This window comes from Agrobacterium sp. 20P9.1.2, assembly GCF_057799395.1.
The window spans coordinates 94,406-112,432 of sequence record NZ_JBYOKI010000005.1 but is presented as its reverse complement, the minus strand read 5'-3'; the positions used below and the strand labels follow the sequence as shown (position 1 = coordinate 112,432).

17 protein-coding genes are annotated in these 18,027 nt (G+C 58.0%); 12 read left to right on the top strand and 5 right to left on the bottom strand.

Annotation, left to right across the window (positions count from 1 at the left end; genetic code table 11):
* Positions 1–41: 41 nt before the first annotated feature.
* From mutT to AC27VJ_RS15435, 4 genes are all read right to left on the bottom strand, one after another.
* Positions 42–455: an 8-oxo-dGTP diphosphatase MutT gene (mutT, locus tag AC27VJ_RS15450; RefSeq protein WP_488684760.1), complete on the bottom strand. Its 414-nt coding sequence runs from the start codon at positions 453–455 to the stop codon at positions 42–44.
* Positions 455–1,225, bottom strand: a complete 771-nt coding sequence (locus AC27VJ_RS15445; RefSeq protein ID WP_113090008.1) for a GNAT family N-acetyltransferase — start codon at positions 1,223–1,225, stop codon at positions 455–457. The genes mutT and AC27VJ_RS15445 overlap by 1 nt, the downstream gene beginning before the upstream one ends.
* An 18-nt stretch (positions 1,226–1,243) precedes the next feature.
* Complete coding sequence (gene argJ / locus AC27VJ_RS15440; RefSeq protein ID WP_488684759.1) at positions 1,244–2,485, bottom strand: bifunctional glutamate N-acetyltransferase/amino-acid acetyltransferase ArgJ; 1,242 nt, start codon at positions 2,483–2,485, stop codon at positions 1,244–1,246.
* A gap of 79 nt (positions 2,486–2,564) precedes the next feature.
* Complete coding sequence (locus AC27VJ_RS15435) at positions 2,565–3,431, bottom strand: peptidylprolyl isomerase (RefSeq protein ID WP_488684758.1); 867 nt, start codon at positions 3,429–3,431, stop codon at positions 2,565–2,567.
* Between the two features lie 242 nt (positions 3,432–3,673).
* Between AC27VJ_RS15435 and secA the strand changes: the two genes are divergently transcribed.
* The 5 genes from secA (at position 3,674) to AC27VJ_RS15410 (ending at position 10,354) form a co-directional block, all read left to right on the top strand.
* Complete coding sequence (gene secA / locus AC27VJ_RS15430) at positions 3,674–6,388, top strand: preprotein translocase subunit SecA (RefSeq protein WP_488684757.1); 2,715 nt, start codon at positions 3,674–3,676, stop codon at positions 6,386–6,388.
* A 38-nt stretch (positions 6,389–6,426) separates the two neighbouring features.
* Complete coding sequence (locus AC27VJ_RS15425) at positions 6,427–7,308, top strand: glycosyltransferase family 8 protein (RefSeq protein ID WP_162727927.1); 882 nt, start codon at positions 6,427–6,429, stop codon at positions 7,306–7,308.
* Positions 7,309–7,490: 182 nt separating this feature from the next.
* Positions 7,491–7,826 (top strand): hypothetical protein, encoded by a 336-nt coding sequence (locus tag AC27VJ_RS15420; protein WP_488684756.1) that lies wholly within the window; start codon positions 7,491–7,493, stop codon positions 7,824–7,826.
* A gap of 153 nt (positions 7,827–7,979) precedes the next feature.
* The gene (locus AC27VJ_RS15415) at positions 7,980–8,867 is read left to right on the top strand and encodes a DMT family transporter (RefSeq protein WP_488684994.1); all 888 of its coding nucleotides are present in this window, start codon (positions 7,980–7,982) and stop codon (positions 8,865–8,867) included.
* A gap of 221 nt (positions 8,868–9,088) precedes the next feature.
* Positions 9,089–10,354, top strand: a complete 1,266-nt coding sequence (locus AC27VJ_RS15410) for a GNAT family N-acetyltransferase (protein WP_488684755.1) — start codon at positions 9,089–9,091, stop codon at positions 10,352–10,354.
* A gap of 58 nt (positions 10,355–10,412) precedes the next feature.
* On the opposite strand, the gene AC27VJ_RS15405 is transcribed toward AC27VJ_RS15410, so the two are convergent.
* On the bottom strand, positions 10,413–11,009 hold the full coding sequence (locus tag AC27VJ_RS15405; RefSeq protein WP_488684754.1) for a polysaccharide biosynthesis GNAT family N-acetyltransferase UppQ: 597 nt from the start codon (positions 11,007–11,009) through the stop codon (positions 10,413–10,415).
* 461 nt (positions 11,010–11,470) lie between these two features.
* On the opposite strand from AC27VJ_RS15405, the gene AC27VJ_RS15400 reads away from it, so the two are divergent.
* From AC27VJ_RS15400 to AC27VJ_RS15370, 7 genes are all read left to right on the top strand, one after another.
* The gene (locus tag AC27VJ_RS15400; protein WP_488684753.1) at positions 11,471–13,081 is read left to right on the top strand and encodes an ABC transporter substrate-binding protein; all 1,611 of its coding nucleotides are present in this window, start codon (positions 11,471–11,473) and stop codon (positions 13,079–13,081) included.
* Positions 13,082–13,116: 35 nt separating this feature from the next.
* Positions 13,117–14,073, top strand: coding sequence for an ABC transporter permease (locus AC27VJ_RS15395; protein WP_488684993.1), 957 nt, complete (start codon positions 13,117–13,119; stop codon positions 14,071–14,073).
* Complete coding sequence (locus AC27VJ_RS15390) at positions 14,070–14,900, top strand: ABC transporter permease (RefSeq protein ID WP_488684752.1); 831 nt, start codon at positions 14,070–14,072, stop codon at positions 14,898–14,900. The genes AC27VJ_RS15395 and AC27VJ_RS15390 overlap by 4 nt, the downstream gene beginning before the upstream one ends.
* Positions 14,897–15,688, top strand: a complete 792-nt coding sequence (locus AC27VJ_RS15385; RefSeq protein ID WP_488684751.1) for an ABC transporter ATP-binding protein — start codon at positions 14,897–14,899, stop codon at positions 15,686–15,688. The genes AC27VJ_RS15390 and AC27VJ_RS15385 overlap by 4 nt, the downstream gene beginning before the upstream one ends.
* Positions 15,685–16,458 carry an ABC transporter ATP-binding protein gene (locus AC27VJ_RS15380; protein ID WP_488684992.1) on the top strand — a complete coding sequence of 258 codons (774 nt, stop codon included), beginning with the start codon at positions 15,685–15,687 and terminating at the stop codon, positions 16,456–16,458. The genes AC27VJ_RS15385 and AC27VJ_RS15380 overlap by 4 nt, the downstream gene beginning before the upstream one ends.
* 14 nt (positions 16,459–16,472) lie before the next feature.
* Positions 16,473–17,582 carry a pyridoxal-phosphate-dependent aminotransferase family protein gene (locus AC27VJ_RS15375; protein WP_488684750.1) on the top strand — a complete coding sequence of 370 codons (1,110 nt, stop codon included), beginning with the start codon at positions 16,473–16,475 and terminating at the stop codon, positions 17,580–17,582.
* A 175-nt stretch (positions 17,583–17,757) separates the two neighbouring features.
* A complete protein-coding gene (locus AC27VJ_RS15370) occupies positions 17,758–17,940 on the top strand; it encodes a hypothetical protein (RefSeq protein ID WP_113090031.1) in 183 nt (60 codons plus the stop codon).
* Positions 17,941–18,027: the final 87 nt, after the last annotated feature.

The following is an 18,027-nucleotide window of genomic DNA, read 5'->3' as shown; positions in this document are numbered from 1 at the left end:
TGTGTAAGTCCCTTCTTCACAGGATTATTTTAAAAAAGCCTTTACAATAAGTCCTGAAGATAAGGGATCAGCGGCTCATCGGCGGGCGGCATGGGATAATCCCGCAGCGCCTGCGGCTTCACCCACTTGATGGCCTGACCTTCCGCCCCGCGCGGAATGCCCTCGTAACGACGGCAGACGTAAAGCGGCATCAGAAGATGAAATGTCTCATAGGTATGGCTGGCGAAGGTCAGCGGAGCAAGGCAAGCGACCTTGGTCTTGATGCCAAGCTCCTCTTCCAGTTCCCGGATCAGCGTTTCCTCGGGCGTTTCGCCGCTCTCCACCTTGCCGCCGGGAAATTCCCACAGCCCGGCCAGCGACTTGCCCTCAGGACGCTGCGCCAGAAGAATGCGACCATCCTGATCGATCAGGGCGCATGCGGCAACGAGCAGTACTTTTCTGCCAGTTTCGGCCATCAGGCTGCGTCCTTGCGCCAGTAGCGATAGGTATAGGCCGTGGTGAAACCGAATTTTTCGTAGAGCTTGATCGCCGGAAGATTGGTGGAGACGACCTGAAGCCAGGCGGTCTTTGCGCCGCTAATCCGCGCCCAGCGCAGCGCCGAGGTCAGGATTTGCGAACCCGTTCCCTGCCGTCTGATCTCGGCGGCCACATCGAGCGAAAGAATACCGGCGAGATCATTATCCTGCACGCAGATCACCGTCGCCTGCGGCTCGCCTTCCACCTCTTCCTTGGTGAAGAGACCGAGTGTCGGCTTGATGGAGCTCACGATTTCCGCAATGGCTGACCGCAAAGACGGATCGTCCCCGCTCACCTTCAGGCTCGCCTCGACAAAGCGGCCAATATCGTGGCTGGGCAGGTGTGCCAGGGTTTCCGGTAGTTCGGCGGAGGCGATATCGGCGGTCATCACATCGACCTCCTCGAACACCGTCCAGCCGTCGTTGAATAGATGCTCGCGCAACTGCGGCGGCATCAGCGTCGTTTCGCGCACGATCAGCGGACGTCCGAAATCTTCAAAACGCTTGCGCGCCTTTTCGAGACGAACATCGCAATTGCCGTAATCCGATGGATCGAGCGGCACGACGCAATTGATGCGTTTGGATGGATGCGAACCGGTCAGCCGGATTTGCCAGCTGCCGTCATAGATCACGGATGAGGCGGGCCAGGCCCGGAAGCTTACGGCTTCCAGACGGCGCACGAGGGGAAGGTTGACGGGCACACTGCGCATATCGAGAGACCCCACCGATCAGCTCCGGTAGTCGCCGTTGATCTCGACATACTCCTTGGTCAGATCGCAGGTCCATACGGTGGCGGTGCCATTGCCAAGACCAATGTCAACCTTGACCGGAATATCCTCGTTCTTCATCACGGCGCTGGCTTCGGCTTCGGAGTAAGCCGGGTCGCGTTCGCCATTCACAGCCACGCGCACATTACCGAACCAGATGGCAAGGCGGTCGCGGTCTGCCAGTTCACCGGACTTGCCCACTGCCATGACAACACGGCCCCAATTGGCGTCTTCACCGGCAACAGCCGTCTTCACCAGCGGAGAGTTGGCGATGGAGAGCGCAATCTTTTTCGCAGCCGCATCGCTTTCTGCGCCCGTGACGGTGATTTCCACCATCTTGCGCGCGCCTTCGCCATCGCGAACGACCTGCAACGCGAGGTCTTTCAACAGGGCATTCAAGGCATCACGGAAAGAAGCAAGCTTCGGGTCTTCAGCACTTTCAATGCGTGCCTGGCCGTCCGCACTCGCGGCACCGGTCGCAAACAGCATCAGCGTATCGGATGTGGAGGTGTCGCTATCGACAGTCACCGAATTGAAGGTCGGGCCAACGCCTGCCGCCAGCAAGGCCTGCAAGGCGGGTGCGGCGATGTCCGCATCGGTCACCACGAAGGACAACATCGTTGCCATGTCAGGCGCAATCATGCCAGCGCCCTTGGCAATGCCGTTGATGGTGACGGTGACGCCACCGATTTCGGCGGTGCGAGTCGCGACCTTCGGATAGGTATCCGTGGTCATGATTGCCTTGGCGGCTTCCTGCCAGAAATCGCCCTGGGCATCCGTATTCATCTGGCCCAGAACGCCCGCAAACTTCGTGGCGTCCAGTGGCTCACCAATGACGCCGGTGGAGGCGAGGAATACTTCGCTTGTCGAACAGCCCACGGCTTCAGCCGCAGACTTGCCGGTCAGTTCGGTCGCGGCCTTGCCCTTCACGCCTGTAAAGGCATTGGCATTACCGGAATTGACAACAACCGCGCGGGCAACGCCGCCTGCCAGATTGGCGCGGCAAAAATCCACCGGGGCGGATGGGCAGCGCGATTTCGTGAACACGCCTGCAACGCTGGCAGGCTTGTCAAACACCATCAGCAGAACATCGGTGCGGTTCTTGTACTTGATACCGGCGGCAGCCGTTGCCATGCGCACACCGCGAAGGGCAGGCATGTCAGGATAGGATTTCGGGGCAAGCGGAGAAACGACAGCGGACATTGCGACGGAACCTGCATTTTTCGTGAAGAGATGAAATGAAACAGGGCGGCTCATCGCCGCCCCGCATATTGCCTAAGACTTACTGCTGCGCAGGCGCATCGGCCTGCTGCTTGCTCGCGTCTTCATAACCCTTGCGCAGCGTCTCGTCCGGAATTTCGATTTTCTGCTCGGCCTTGGCCTTTTCGATCAAAGCGACATACTTGTCGCGCATCACGAGCTGGCGAACCTGTGCCTCGACCTGGTCGAATGCCGGTGGCGGAGCAACGCGCTTGTCTTCCAGCTTGATGACGTGGAAGCCGAACTGCGACTTGACGGGTTCCTTGGTGTAGGCGCCCTTTTCAAGCTTGAACGCAGCTTCTTCGAACTCAGGAACCATACGGCCCTTACCGAACCAGCCCAGATCGCCGCCGTCATCCTTGTTGGAATCGGTGGACTTTTCCTTGGCCAGCGCTGCGAAATCCTTGCCAGCGTCCAGCTGCTTGATCACATCCTTGGCTTCCTCTTCGGTCGCAACCAGAATGTGGGCAGCCTTGACTTCCTCTTCCTGTGGCAGTGCCGCGACTTCCTTGTCGTAGCGGGCCTTCACTTCAGCATCGGTGACGGCGTCCACGACGTGCTTACGGAAATAAGCGTTGTGCAGCTCACGGTCGGAAATGAAAGCGAGACGCTTCTTGAAGTCTTCGGTCTTTTCCAGACCTTCGGCAGTGGCATCCTTCACCAGCAGCTTCACGTCGATGGCACCGGAGAGGGCCGCAACCTTCTTCTGTTCATCGGGAAGCTGGGCAAGCTGCGGATCGAGATTGCTCATGGCCAGATCCAGTTCGGACTGGCGGATTTCCAGATCGCCGACTTTCGCGACCACGGCGTCTTCCTGCGCGAAAGCGGGAAACTGAAGACCAAGCGTAGCCACGATGACAGCAGCCGCAATTCTATTATAGCGCAACATATTAAACCTTTCGGAGACAATGCCGGCTCCAGACGTGGTTTTCCGGCTGAAAAAACTTCCAAACACCGGAATGTGGCCATTCTGTAACGGGCAGAACCGTTGACATCATTTGCCCCCCCTCTTATCTGTCGCGTAACCTCGCGTCCAGATACGTTTCAGGGTCAAGTCTGTCATTTGTACTTTATTGCAGTGCCAGACCGCCACGCCCCGGAAAAAACGGAATTTCAGAAAGGGCCACTAAGATGGTCAGTCTCGGCGGAATAGCCCGCAAGTTGTTCGGTTCGGCAAATGAACGCCGTGTCCGCTCCTATCGCAGCAATATCAACGCCATCGGCGCACTCGAAGAGCAGATGAAGGCTCTTTCGAACGACGAACTGGCAGCCAAGACGGTGGAGTTCCGCCAGCAGCTTGCCGAAGGAAAGACGCTCGACAGCCTTCTGGTGCCGGCATTCGCCGTGGCGCGTGAAGCGTCCCGCCGAGTCCTCGGCATGCGCCCCTTCGACGTTCAGTTGACCGGCGGTATGATTCTCCATTCCGGCGACATCTCGGAAATGAAGACGGGTGAAGGCAAGACGCTGGTGGCAACGCTGGCGGTTTACCTGAATGCGCTGGAAGGCAAGGGCGTTCACGTCGTTACCGTCAACGACTATCTCGCCCAGCGCGACGCCGCCACCATGGCACGCCTTTACAGCTTCCTCGGCCTGACGACCGGTGTCATCGTGCACGGTCTGGACGATGACCAGCGTCGCGAGGCCTATGCCTGCGACATCACCTACGCCACCAACAACGAACTCGGCTTCGATTATCTTCGCGACAACATGAAGTACGAAAAGTCGCAGATGGTGCAGCGCAGCCACCATTACGCCATCGTCGACGAAGTGGACTCCATTCTGGTGGATGAGGCGCGCACACCGCTCATCATCTCCGGCCCGCTGGACGACCGCTCGGAACTCTACAACACCATCGACGCCTTCATTCCGGTGCTGACACCGGAAGATTACGAGATCGATGAGAAGCAGCGTTCGGCCAACTTTTCCGAGGAAGGCACCGAAAAGCTCGAAAACCTGCTGCGGGACGCAGGTCTTCTCAAGGGCGAATCGCTCTACGACGTCGAAAACGTTGCCATCGTTCACCACATCAACAACGCGCTGAAGGCCCACAAGCTGTTCCAGCGTGACAAGGACTACATCGTCCGTAACGGCGAAATCGTCATCATCGATGAGTTCACCGGCCGCATGATGCCGGGCCGCCGTTACTCCGAAGGCCAGCACCAGGCGCTCGAAGCCAAGGAAAAGGTGCAGATCCAGCCGGAAAACCAGACGCTGTCTTCCGTCACCTTCCAGAACTATTTCCGCATGTACAAGAAGCTTGCGGGCATGACCGGTACGGCATCGACTGAAGCCGAAGAGTTCAACAACATCTACGGCCTCGACGTCATCGAAGTGCCGACCAACCTGCCGATCCAGCGTATCGACGAAGACGACGAAGTTTACCGGACCGGCGAAGAGAAGTTCAAGGCTATCATCGAAGAGATCAAGGCTGCGCATGAGCGTAACCAGCCGGTTCTCGTTGGTACGACCTCGATTGAGAAGTCCGAACTTCTGGCCACCATGCTGCGCCAGACGGGCTTTGAAAACTTCCAGGTTCTGAACGCCCGTTATCACGAGCAGGAAGCCTATATCGTATCGCAGGCCGGTGTACCGGGTGCGGTCACCATCGCCACCAACATGGCTGGTCGTGGTACCGATATTCAGCTCGGCGGTAACGTCGATATGCGTCTAGAGCGTGAGCTCGAAGGCATGGAGCCGGGCGAAGAGCGCGATGCGCGCGAAAAGACGATCCGCGAAGAAATCAAGGTTCTGAAGGACAAGGCACTTGCTGCCGGTGGTCTGTTCGTCATCGCGACAGAACGCCACGAAAGCCGTCGTATCGACAACCAGCTACGTGGTCGTTCCGGCCGTCAGGGCGACCCTGGCCGTTCGAAGTTCTACCTCTCGCTTCAGGACGACCTGATGCGCATTTTCGGCTCCGACCGCATGGATTCGATGCTGCAAAAGCTTGGTCTGAAGGAAGGCGAAGCCATCGTCCATCCATGGATCAACAAGGCTCTCGAGCGCGCTCAGAAGAAGGTAGAAGCCCGTAACTTCGAAACCCGTAAGAACCTTCTGAAATATGACGATGTCCTCAACGACCAGCGCAAGGTCATCTTCGATCAGCGTCTGGAACTGATGGAAGCCGAAAATATCGGTGAAACCGCATCCGATATGCGCAACGAGGTCATCGAAGTTCTCGTCGCAAAGCATGTTCCAGAAAACGCCTATGCCGAACAGTGGGACATCGTCGGCCTCAAAGCCGCCGTCGAACAGGCGCTCAACCTCGACCTGCCCGTTGATGAATGGGCGAAGGAAGAAGGCATTGCCGAAGACGACATTCTGCAGCGCATCACCGAAGCGGCTGACAAGGCCGTGGCTGAAAAGACCGAACGTTTCGGCCCAGAGGTCATGACCTATGTCGAGCGCTCGGTCATCCTCCAGACCATTGATCACCTGTGGCGCGAACACATCGTCAACCTCGATCACCTGCGTTCCGTCGTCGGTTTCCGCGGTTACGCCCAGCGCGATCCATTGCAGGAATACAAGGCCGAAGCCTTCGAACTGTTCCAGGCTCTTCTCGCCAACCTACGTGAAGCAGTCACGGCCCAGCTGATGCGAGTCGAACTCGTGCGCGACCAGCCGCAGCCCGAACTGCCGGAAATGACAGCCCATCATCTCGACCCGCTGACCGGCGAAGATGATTTCGCCCAGGCCGCTCAGGGCGAACCAGCCGTCTTCGTCCCACCGGAACAACGCGACCCCAACAACCCCGCCACCTGGGGCAAAATCGGCCGCAACGAAGCCTGCCCTTGCGGCTCCGGCAAAAAATACAAACATTGCCACGGGATTTTTGAGCAGGCGTAAGCCTGCTCTAAGCTCATTTGGGGATCATAGAGCAGACGATGATTATAGCTTGTGCGACAGACCGCCATTACGCAGAACTGGCGGGCGTAATGGTCAATTCCGTAGTGACGAATGGCGATGTACCGGAAGCTAAAATTATAATCTGCGATTATGATTTAAGGGAAAAAGACAGGCAAAACATCCGCGCCTGCGCGATGGGCAGGCCTGTCGAGTTTATTCGCATCGAAGACGAGATCAAACACAAGCTCTCATCTTATATGCGCACCGTTTCTTGGTCTCGTGCCATGTATTGCCGGTTGCTACTGCCCAATCTGATCAAAGACAACGGTCGCATGCTTTATCTGGACAGCGACATGCTGGTACTGGAAAGCCTCAGGCCATTGTTTGAGCTTTCGCTCGAGGATTGCGCCGTCGGCGCGGTTCCCGATGCGGACAATCCCGATCATATCAAGCGACGCAATATCCGGCTTGGTCGCTCGCCAGATACGCGTTACCTGAATTCTGGGACTTTGCTGATCGATCTAGAGCGTTGGCGCTCTTACGGCATTGGCGATAAATGCCTAGACCACCTCGATAACAACACGGGCGGGTACCCTGATCAGGACGCGCTGAACATGGCGCTTGGCGATCAATGGATCGATATCGGGAAAAAATGGAATTTCACGGAACGAACATCTACGAATTTCCCGCGCGAATATTTTCTCCAAGCAGGCATTCTGCATTACACTTGGCGCAAGCCTAACCTCGCGCATTGTGAACATCCCGCTCGTGACCTGTATCTGACGCAGCGGCAAAACACGCCTTGGAAAAACAAGCCCTTGGTCTCCAACACCAGGCGTCGTATCCGCCGCGAGTGGAAAAAAATGGATGTGTTCGTTGAGAACCTCATCAAACGCATTCGGGCGAGATTCGCTCACTGAGTCTTGCTGCGTGGAGTTCGTCTACGTCAAGAGCCTACCAGCGCTCAATGCTATCTAAGCTCTGGAAATGTTGAAAGCAAAGCCAAAAATGGTCGCGTATACCAACCGCTACCCACTTACCGCCCTTCCATTTTACGCCTAAGACGGTCGATAACCTCAACCTCGTTTTTTAGGCGAACACCATGCGTCATTTTTACATTGCATGCCTTGCAGCAGCCACTTCCATTGCGTTGACGACGCCGTCCATTGCGGAAGATCTGGTGTTTACGTTGAAGAACGGGACCGATTCGGTTCTGACCCATTTCTTCACATCGCCGGTGAACGAGAACAGCTGGGAAGGCGACGTTTTTGGCAATCAGACCCTGAACCCAGGCGAGAGCATGAGAATCACCATCGCCGATGGTCGTGAGGTGTGCAAATACGACATGCGTTTCGAGTTTCAGGACAGCCCTGATCTGGATACGACCACCGATACGCAGGATTTGTGCGAACTCGGCGAATACACGATCGAAGAGTAAGCTAGCCCCCAATCACGGTCCAGGCGAAGGCTCCTGCGTCGAGAAGCCGCTGCGGGCGGATCGTGGATGTGGAGCTTCGCCTACAATTCGTTTGACGCTGCGGATCGGCTCTCCTATCCGTTTAGCCAGCTTTCCATTGCCGGACGTAACGACATGAAACCCGCAGAACTGGCCGCCTATATGTTTCTCGCCGTGGCGTGGGGCCTGTCGTTTCTGCTCGTCCTTCATGCGGTTGCTGCCTTTGGCTGGGTCGGTGCCGTGACGCTGCGGTGTTTTATCGCCAGTTTCACGCTGCTGATCATCGCGCGGATGACCAAGCGAAAGCTCGATTTCAGCGCCGGTTGGCGGGCCTTTGCGGTGGTGGGCGCCACCACGGTTGCTGGCCAGTTGATTGGCCTCTCCTATGCGACGCCGGTGATCGGCACAGCCATGGCGGCCATCCTCGTGGCCAGCATACCGCTGTTTTCCATGCTGATCGGACAACTGTGGGGGTTGGAGAAAATATCGCCGCAAAGCCTGCTCGGCATGTTCCTCGGTTTCAGCGGCATCGTCATTCTTGTCGGTTTTCCTGCCGTGCCCGTCACCACGAGTTTTGTCATCGGCTGTGTCGCCTGCCTGCTCGGGTGCATCTGCGCCGCCTTTGGCAGCAACTATGCAAGCCGCCACCTCAAAAGCTCGAGCTCGTGGGAAATCACCATCGGCTCTTTTCTGGCTGGTGGCCTCATCACTCTACCATTCCTCATCGCGGTGCCTGTGCCGACAACGCCGAGCCTTTCGGACTTCGCTTACCTCTTCAGCCTTGCCATCATCATGAGTGCGCTGACTTACGTCACCTATTTCCGACTTGTTTCCCTGATTGGCGCGACGAAAACCATCAGCGTCGAATTCGTCGTCACCGTCATTGCCGTCATCGTCGGCGCGGTTGTGCTGGACGAGCCCTTGTCTGCCATTCAGTTCGTCGGCGCTGTCATTATCATTGCCGGTTGCGCGCTGGTCCTGGGGCTTTATCCCAAGCGCCGCAATGCTCCGATTTTGCCTTGAGATCAAAGAGTTGAGTCACTTATTGATACGCACGCGCAATTTACTATCGCCGTACACTCAACATTGCTAATGTTTCGATGTAAGATTGAAATAGTTAGATCGTTAAAATTGAAAACATGATATGGATCGGTTCTCGACTGAAAAAGTTGATGCTTAGGAACAGGTCGCGTTTGCAACCAGATTGTCACGGAAACGCATGAGAGAGACGGTATAAGGCAGGAATGGCAAGCGACCCTAACGATCCAGATATGCGAGACAATCGTTTCGCGATGCTGCTGGCGAAAGCTGCGTCGGATCGTCCGGCCGCAGACAGCAGTGTCCGTGTCGGTCGTGCCGGGCGCGAATTCTGCATTTACCCCGCACAACTGGGCTACGACCTTCAGGAAGAACTGGATTTCCTGTCGAACCGGGTCATGGAACCCAATATCTTTTTTACCGGCAAGCTGCTGGCACCCGCCATGCCCCGCGTCGATGACCGTTCCGTGCGTTTCGCACTCATGCGCGATGAGAATGGGGCGCGCAGCCGCATGCGGTTTCTGATGCCCTTTACCGTGGAAAAGCCCGGCTTTTCCGTTGGCCCCTCCATCTTGCGCGCCTGGGCCAATCCGTTTGGCCCGCTGGGCACACCGCTGGTGGATTCCGAAGGTGCAGCCGAGACCATCGATAACCTGCTGGATGCGCTGTCACAGCCGGACCTTCGTCTACCCGAAATCCTCGTTCTACCCCAGCTTCGTCTGGATGGCGCGTTCGTGCGCATGATCAAGGCCATCGCACTCAGCCGCAACCTGCCTCTGGCCACCGCTGAGCCGCATCGTCGCATGATGCTGGAAAGCCAGGTGGATGCGGAAGCTTATCTGCACAACACGCTTCCACCTGCGCAGCTGCAAACCTTGAAACAGCACTGGCAGCATCTGGAGGGGCTGGGCTCTCTCTCTCACGACATCGCCCGACAGCCGCAGGATATCAGGCTGCGCACCGAAGAATTTCTGGCGCTGGAAGCCAGCGGCTCCAAGGGCCGCAAGCGCTCCGCACTCGTCAGCGATCGTTATCGCGCGGCCTTCGCCCGTGAAGCAATAACCAATCTGGCAGAGATCGATGCGGTTCGTATCCACACGCTCAATCTCAACGGCGTGGCCATTGCATCAGCCGTCGTCTTCATGACCATGGGTGAGGCCTATGTCTGGAAACTGGCGGTCAATGAGGATCACGACCGTCATTCCATCGACCGCCTGCTGATGCAGCGCCTGACGGAATGGCATCTGGACGATGCCAATATTCTTAGAACCGATAGCTGCGGTGCTTATGAAGATCGCAATCTGGATGGCTTCTGGGGCGAGACTGCTGAGATGGGCACGTTGGTCATTGGTCTGGCGCAAAACAGCGACCGCGATGTGCGTCAGGTGGCAGCGCAGGTCCACATGTATCGCAACACCCGCAACCTCGCCAAGGTTCTGCGCGAGCGTATCATGTCTCTCGGTCGCAAGTAACGATCTGATAGCAGGCAGAGAAAAGGGATGACGTGCACCCCTTCTCCTCATCGAATCCTTAGCGAGATGCTGTCTGGATCATTTTGCACAGCTTCGTCAAAGCTGCGTCATATCCACCGCCCAGAATATCCACGCAACGCTTGGCGAGCTTTATCTGCTCGGTGCGCGACATGTTATTATAGGAGTTGATAGCTTCACGAATGGCACCGGGAGGCACTGTTCCCGGGTTGGCCGGCCCGCCGGGAACACCCGGTGTGCCAATACCTACGCCAACATTCACGCCCACGCCGGTCGCTCGTCCAACGCCGACATTGGCATTCGCGTTAAGCCCTCTCGCGCCCCCCACGGACGCGTTGACATCGGCGTTCACGCCGCTTCTTCCACCAACGCTAGCGCTGGTATTGGCGTTAACGCCGTGGCTACCGCCAACCGAAGCATTAACATCGGCCCCAAGTCCGCCGCCGCTTCGACCGCCAACATCGGCGCCCGCATTCACACCGCCGCTTCCTCCCACAGAAGCACTGGCACTGACCCCGCCACGGTCGTTACCGCCCACACTTGCACTGACGCCTCCCACGCTGACATCCAGTGCCTGCGCCTGAAACGGCAGCGCCAGACAGGCCGTGATAAACAAAGAAGATGTTATTGTTCTCATTTCTCTCTCCTCCTCCGTGGGTTGCGTTAGACACAAAGACAATCTAACCCACTGGGATTGCTAATATATAAGTATTTGCTTTAATTAAGAAGGCCGGACAATTAGATATCACTAATATTTGATTGAGATGGATCATTTTGGGACGAGTCTGGCCTTGACCGGCGCAAAACCGCTATCGAATCATTAAGCAACAGCTTCCGGAGCCGCATATTCTGACCAACATGCGTCGTATGCGTGCTCTACGAGGTGCCATGGACGCCGACACCAAACGCATAATTCCGCTAGGGTGAGCAAAGCATTCTTCCTCTCAGCCCCTCTATGCAACATTCATTGTTCCAGCGGTCGGGCCGGATAAAATCATTGCTATCAAGCATTTGATTTCTCATGGACACTGCGCAGGCCGAGGCTTTACACTGTACCGCGCGGCATTTTCGACAGCCGTTCCATTTCCGGAGTTTGCCATGCTTTCAACACCGCTCTCACGCCGCTCTCTCATGAAAAGTGCTGCCATTCTGGCGGCGTCCACAACGCTTGTGCAACCGGGCTTTGCGTGGGCGGCAGGTGGCAGCGGGCGGCTTGTGGTGGCAGCGGATTCGGAGCCGAAGAACCTCAACCCGGCCATCGTCGCTTCAAACGGCGTGTTTTACATTTCCAGCAAGATCGTGGAGCCGCTGGCCGAAGCCTCCTTCAAGGGCAAGGACGGGTTGGAGCCGCGCCTTGCAACGGCTTGGGAAGGGTCCGATGATGGCCTGAGCGCCACGTTCAAGCTGCGCGAAGGCGTGACATGGCATGATGGAACACCCTTCACCTCCGCAGATGTCGCCTTCTCCGCGCTATCGGTCTGGAAACCTCTCCAGAATCTCGGACGGCTGATCTTCGCCAACCTGCAATCGGTCGATACGCCTGACGATCACACCGCGATTTTCCGCTTCTCCAAACCCACACCGTTTCAGCTTATCCGAAACGCCCTGCCGGTCGTCACCAGTGTTGTTCCAAAGCATCTCTACGAAGGCACGGATATCGCCACCAATCCCGCCAACACAAAGCCTGTCGGCACCGGGCCATTCGTCTTTGCGGAATATAAGCCGGGCGAATATTACCGGCTGACTCGCTATGACAAATATTGGGCGAAGGACGCGCCAAAGCTGGAGGAAATCATTTATCGCGTCCTGCCGGACCGTGCGGGTGCAGCGTCTGCGCTCGAAGCCGAAGAAATTCAGCTGGCCGCCTTCTCTGCCGTGCCGCTGTCCGATCTCGCCCGCATTGCCAAGGAACACGGCATCAAAGTCATTGCGGATGGTTATGAGGCGCTCACCTATCAGCTCGTCGTGGAAATCAACCATCGCCGCAAGGAGCTGGCAGACCTCAAGGTTCGCCAAGCAATTGCCCACGCCATCGACAAGAAGCTGGTCATCGACACCGTCTTTCTCGGTTATGCCACCGCTTCCACCGGCCCGGTGCCGAAAAATGCCCCTCAGTTCTACACATCCGATGTCGAGACCTATGATTTCGACGTCGAGAAGGCCAATGCGCTGCTGGATGAGGCCGGTTACAAGCGCGCCGCAAATGGCACCCGCTTTTCACTGAAACTGCTGCCGGCACCGTATTTCAATGAGACCAAGCAGTTCGGCGCTTATCTACGCCAGGCGCTGGCGGAAATCGGTATCGATGCGGAACTCGTCAACAACGATGCCGCCGCCCACCAGAAAGCCGTCTATACCGATCACGCTTTCGATCTGGCTGTTGCGCCGCCCGTCTTCCGGGGTGACCCGGCAATTTCCACTACCATCCTTGTCAGATCCGGCACGCCTGCGGGCGTCGGCTTCTCCAATCAGGGCGGTTATGAGAACAAGGAACTGAATGCACTGATCGACAAGGCGGCAGAAACCGTCGATGAAAAAACCCGCACAGACCTCTACAAGCAGTTCCAGAAACAGGTCACGCAGGACTTGCCGCTCATCAATGTTGCCGAATGGGGCTTTATCACCGTGGCGCGCGATACGGTGCAAAACGTTGCCAGTAATCCGCGCTGGGCCGTTTCGAACTGGGCGGACACGGCCTTACAGGAGTAGCGGTGAAGCGAGCAGCACGCATTGTCGGTCGCAGAATGCTCAGCGCCATTCCGGTGCTGGTCATCGTGCTTCTCTTGACCTTCCTGCTGCTTGAAAATGCCTCTGGCGACGCGGTCGATGCCTATCTCGTGTCGATTGGCGGCGGAGACGCTGCCTTGCGGGAAACGCTGCGCGCCCAATACGGGCTCGATCAGTCGGTGCTCGCAAGGCTGTGGCTCTATATCTCCTCCGTGGCCCGGCTCGATCTCGGCTGGTCCGTCGCTTTCGACCGACCGGTCCTGTCGCTTATTCTCGAGCGTCTGCCCAACACGCTGTTGCTGATGGGCAGCGCAACAGCGCTGTCCTTCGCGCTTGGCTCGGCACTTGGCATCATTGCCGGGGCAAGACCGGGCAGCGTGCAGGACCGCGCGCTTTCCACCCTGTCACTGGCGCTTTACGCCATGCCGGGCTTCTGGCTTGGCCTCGTGCTGGTCATCGCCTTCTCCGTCAAGCTGCGCTGGTTTCCCACATCAGGCATCGAAACCATTGCCTCGGCCAAGCAGGGGCTGGAGCGGGCTTTGGATATCGGGCGGCATCTCGTTCTTCCCGTTGCAAGCCTCGGCTTCATCTATCTCGCCCTTTTCCTGCGTGTCATGCGCAGCGCCATGGCAGAAATCTGGCGGCTGGAATTCGTGGCTTTCGCGCAATCGAAAGGCCTGTCCCGCAGCCGCATCGTGCTTCGCCATGTTGCCCGCAACGCTGCGCTTTCGCTCGTCACCGTTCTCGGCCTTCAGTCTGCGGCCATGCTCGGCGGCAGTGTCGTCATCGAAAGCGTCTTTGCCGTTCCCGGCTTCGGCAGACTGGCACAGGAGGCTGTCACCGGGCGCGACGTCCCGTTGTTGATGGGCATCATCCTGACAAGCGCCGTCTTCGTCATCCTCATCAATCTGGTTGTCGATCTGCTCTATGCCGTGCTCGATCCGCGCATCGGCGCGCAGGAGGGCAGCGCGTGAGGTTTTTGCGAAACATCACCCGAAACCCGGAAGGTCTTATCGGTCTGCTGATCCTCGTTCTCATCGCAGGTGTCGGCATCGCTGCACCGTTTCTATTTCCCAAAGACCCGCTCTCCATTGTCGGCGCGCCACTCACGCCGCCTTTCGTCAATCCCGCATGGCCACTCGGCACGGATAGTCTCGGGCGTGATGTGCTAGCCGGGTTGTTCCACGGCGCGCGCGTGTCGCTTGCCGTCGGCATCAGCGCCGCCGCCGCCGCCCTCTTCATCGGCGCGGTCATGGGCACGCTCGCCGGCTTTGCCGGAGGCCTTATCGATGAAGCTCTGATGCGCGTCACCGATGCCTTTCAGATCGTGCCCAGCTTCCTCCTCGCTCTCGCCTTCGTCAGCACCATTGGCGCATCCATACCCGTCGTCATTCTCGCCATTGCTCTCGGCGCGTGGGCCGATCCGGCGCGGCTGACGCGGGCACAGGTTCTCTCCATCCGCGAGCGCGATTATGTGGCCTCTGCCCGCACCATCGGCATGCACCCGCTGGAGATCGCCTTCCGGCAAATCCTGCCAAACGCCCTGCCGCCGGTTCTAGCGCTGGCTGCCATCATTGTCGCTGCTGCAATCCTGACCGAAGCCGCCCTCTCCTTCCTTGGCCTGGGTGATCCCAATGTCGTCACATGGGGCTCGATGATTGCGCAGGGCCGAAATGTCCTGCGCTCCGCCGCTTATCTCTCCATCATTCCCGGCATCGCGCTGCTGCTCACGGTTCTCGGCGTCTATCTTCTGGCAGAAGGCATCAACAAGGCGCTGGTAGCGCAGGTGAAGACGCCATGAGCCAAGCCCCGCTCTGCCGCATCGAAAACCTCAGCGTCACCTATGCCGGAGCAACACAGCCAGCACTCAAAGACCTATCCCTTTCGCTGGCGGCAAATCGCCGTCTCGCCATTATCGGGGAAAGCGGCTCAGGCAAAAGCACCCTTGCAAAACGGTTCGCCGGTTTGCTGCCACGCAGCGTCAAATCCTCCGGCACCATCACATGGAATCTGGAGCCCGCCACAGCTCCCCGCCCCGGTCGCGATATCGGTTATGTCTTCCAAGACCCCGGCGCCAGCCTCAATCCCGTGCTGACGATTGGCGAACAGGTGGCCGAAGCCGCCGTCCGCCATCTTGGCCTGTCGTGGAAACAGGCGACCGCCCATGCCCGTGATCTTCTGGAACAGGTGCAATTGCCGCACCCCTCATCGCTGCTCAAGGCCTATCCGCACCAACTCTCCGGCGGCCAGCGCCAGCGCGTGGCCATTGCCGCCGCCATCTCCGCCCGCCCCAAAATCCTGATTGCGGATGAGGCCACAAGCGCGCTCGATACCATCACGCAGGCCACCATCGCCCGCCTACTCAACAGGCTTGTGCGGGAAAACGGCATGACGCTGATTTTCATCACACACGATATCGCCCTCGCCTCGTCTCTGGCGGATGATATCGCGGTGTTGAAATCTGGTCGCTTGATAGAAGCGGGTGAGGCATCCCGAATTCTATCTGGCCCAACCGATGCCTACACCAGAACATTGATTGCGGCGCATTTGGACCTCTCCACGCCGCCGCTGATCGAGAGTGTGAGCTGATGGCCGCGCTCCTGACCGTCGAAGGCCTTTCGAAAACTTACCGCGCTCAAGGTCGCGAGATAAAGGCCGTTGCCAATGTCTCCTTTTCCCTCAATCGCGGTGAAACGCTCGGCCTTGCCGGTCCATCCGGCTGCGGAAAATCCACCCTCGCCCGCCTCATCATGAGATTGATCGAGCCGGATACGGGCAGCGTCACATTCGAAGACCGCAACTGGCTGGCGCTCTCAGGTTCAGACCTTCGCCATGCGCGCCGCCATATGCAGATGGTGTTTCAGGACACACACGCTGCCTTCAATCCCCGCTCCACCGTAGAAACCGCCATTGGCGAACCGCTGCGCATTCACCAGATCGTGCCCGCCCGAGATCGACCCGCAGAAATCGCGAAGCTTCTGGAGCGTGTAGGCCTGTCGCCGGATTTTGCGGCGCGCCCTGTGCTGGAACTTTCTGGCGGTCAGCGGCAGCGTGTGGCGCTGGCGCGCGCGCTGGCACCGCGCCCCGCTCTCCTCGTCATGGATGAAGCTGTGTCCGCACTCGATGTATCGGTGCGTGCGCAGATTCTGGATCTGCTCGTTTCCATCCAGCGCGAAACCGGCCTTGCCTGCCTGTTCGTCTCCCATGATATCGCCGTCATCCGCGCCGTCTGTCACCGCGTCGCCGTCATGGAAGCAGGCCATATTGTCGAATATGGTGAGACCCGGCGCATCATTTCCACCCCGCAATCCGACACAGCCCGGCGTCTGATTGCAGCCGTTCCCAAAGCTCCAGCATAATCAAGGAGACCGCCATGCCCAACCGTGACTGGAGCCATCTGCTCAACATTCCCTCTTTCCCGGCAGAGCGATACGCCATCCTCGCCGACCGTCTGGGCAAGCTCATGGGCACGAAAAACGATGTGTTACTGATTCAGGCGGAGGCCGTTCTGGCATTGGAGGCGGTAGCGACCAGCCTCGCGCATCCCGGCGTCACCGCGCTCAACATCGTGACCAGCCCCTATGGGACATGGTTCGGGCAATGGCTGGAACGCGGTGGCGCAGCGGTCCATAATCTCACCGCCGAACCCGCCCGCCCCATCGCCGTCGAGGCTGTTAAAACCGCCATCGATGGCTATCCCGGCGTCACTCTCTTGTCCCTCGTCCACGCGGAATCCGCCAGCGGCATTCTCAACCCGCTGGAAGATATCGTCGCGCTTGCCAAACAGCGCGGCATTGTCACGGTCGTTGATGCGGTCGCATCCATCGGCGGCCATGCGCTGAATGTGGATCGCCTCGGCATCGACATTGCCGTCATCGGCCCACAGAAATCGCTTGCTGGCCCAGCGGGTATTTCCGCTCTCTCCGTCAGCCCAAAGGCGTGGGGCCTGTTGCAGCACGATAAGGCTCCCCGGACCTCCATGCTCTCTCTTCTCGATCAGAAGGAGCAATGGCTCGATCTCGGACGGCCCACACTGCCAGGCACCCCAGCCCCGCTGGAACTCTTCGCCCTGCAAGCCGCTCTGGACCGGATCGAGGCGGAAGGCATCGAGGCGGTTCAGAAACGCCACCGCCTTGCCAGAGACGCAACCCGCGCCGGGCTGGAAACGCTCGGCGCCACTTTATGGACACCGGCCACATCGGCATCCGCACTGGTTACAACCGCCATCCTGCCGCCCGACATAAACCGCGACACATTCCTCTCCCGCCGAAACATCGCTGGTGCGGATTTGACGGCAGGCGTTGGCCCCGGCACGGAACGTCTCGTGCGGCTGAACCATACCGGCAGGCGCGCAACGGAAGAGGCGGTTCTGGCAAATCTCACCGCATTTTCTCAGGCGCTAGAGGCGCATGGACACCGCACCAACCTCGACAAAGCGCTCAAAACCGCAACCGAAATCTACCGTTCAAGCCGCTTCGCTTGAACGCACTGTTTTTCAATGTAGAAATGAAGCTTCGTATATTAGCGGTTTTTAGAAATGAATCTTCTAAACTCGTCCACAGCTGTAACAGACTAATTCGCTAGGCAATCTTGACGAAATCGTGGCAACGCGCAAAACTTTACACCTTGTTAAAGATTGTGACGAAGAGGAACGAAAAATGGTTGCTGGCTTCAATATGCTTTCATTCGATCTGTTCGGTCTTGGTCGCAAGGCCCAGGAAGAAAAACTGAAACGCGACAGCGGTTCCCCATCAGAGTCGAAGGTCAAGGACGACTCTGAACAGCACGATCGCGATCAGGAACACGAGCTGTTCTTCTGGTCGCTCTATCCAGTGATTTAGAGAGTTTCATCGAATTGATGGGCGTGTCTGCGATCTTACTCCCAAGCCAACGCTAACAACCCGCCCAACAAAAAAGCCCGGATCATA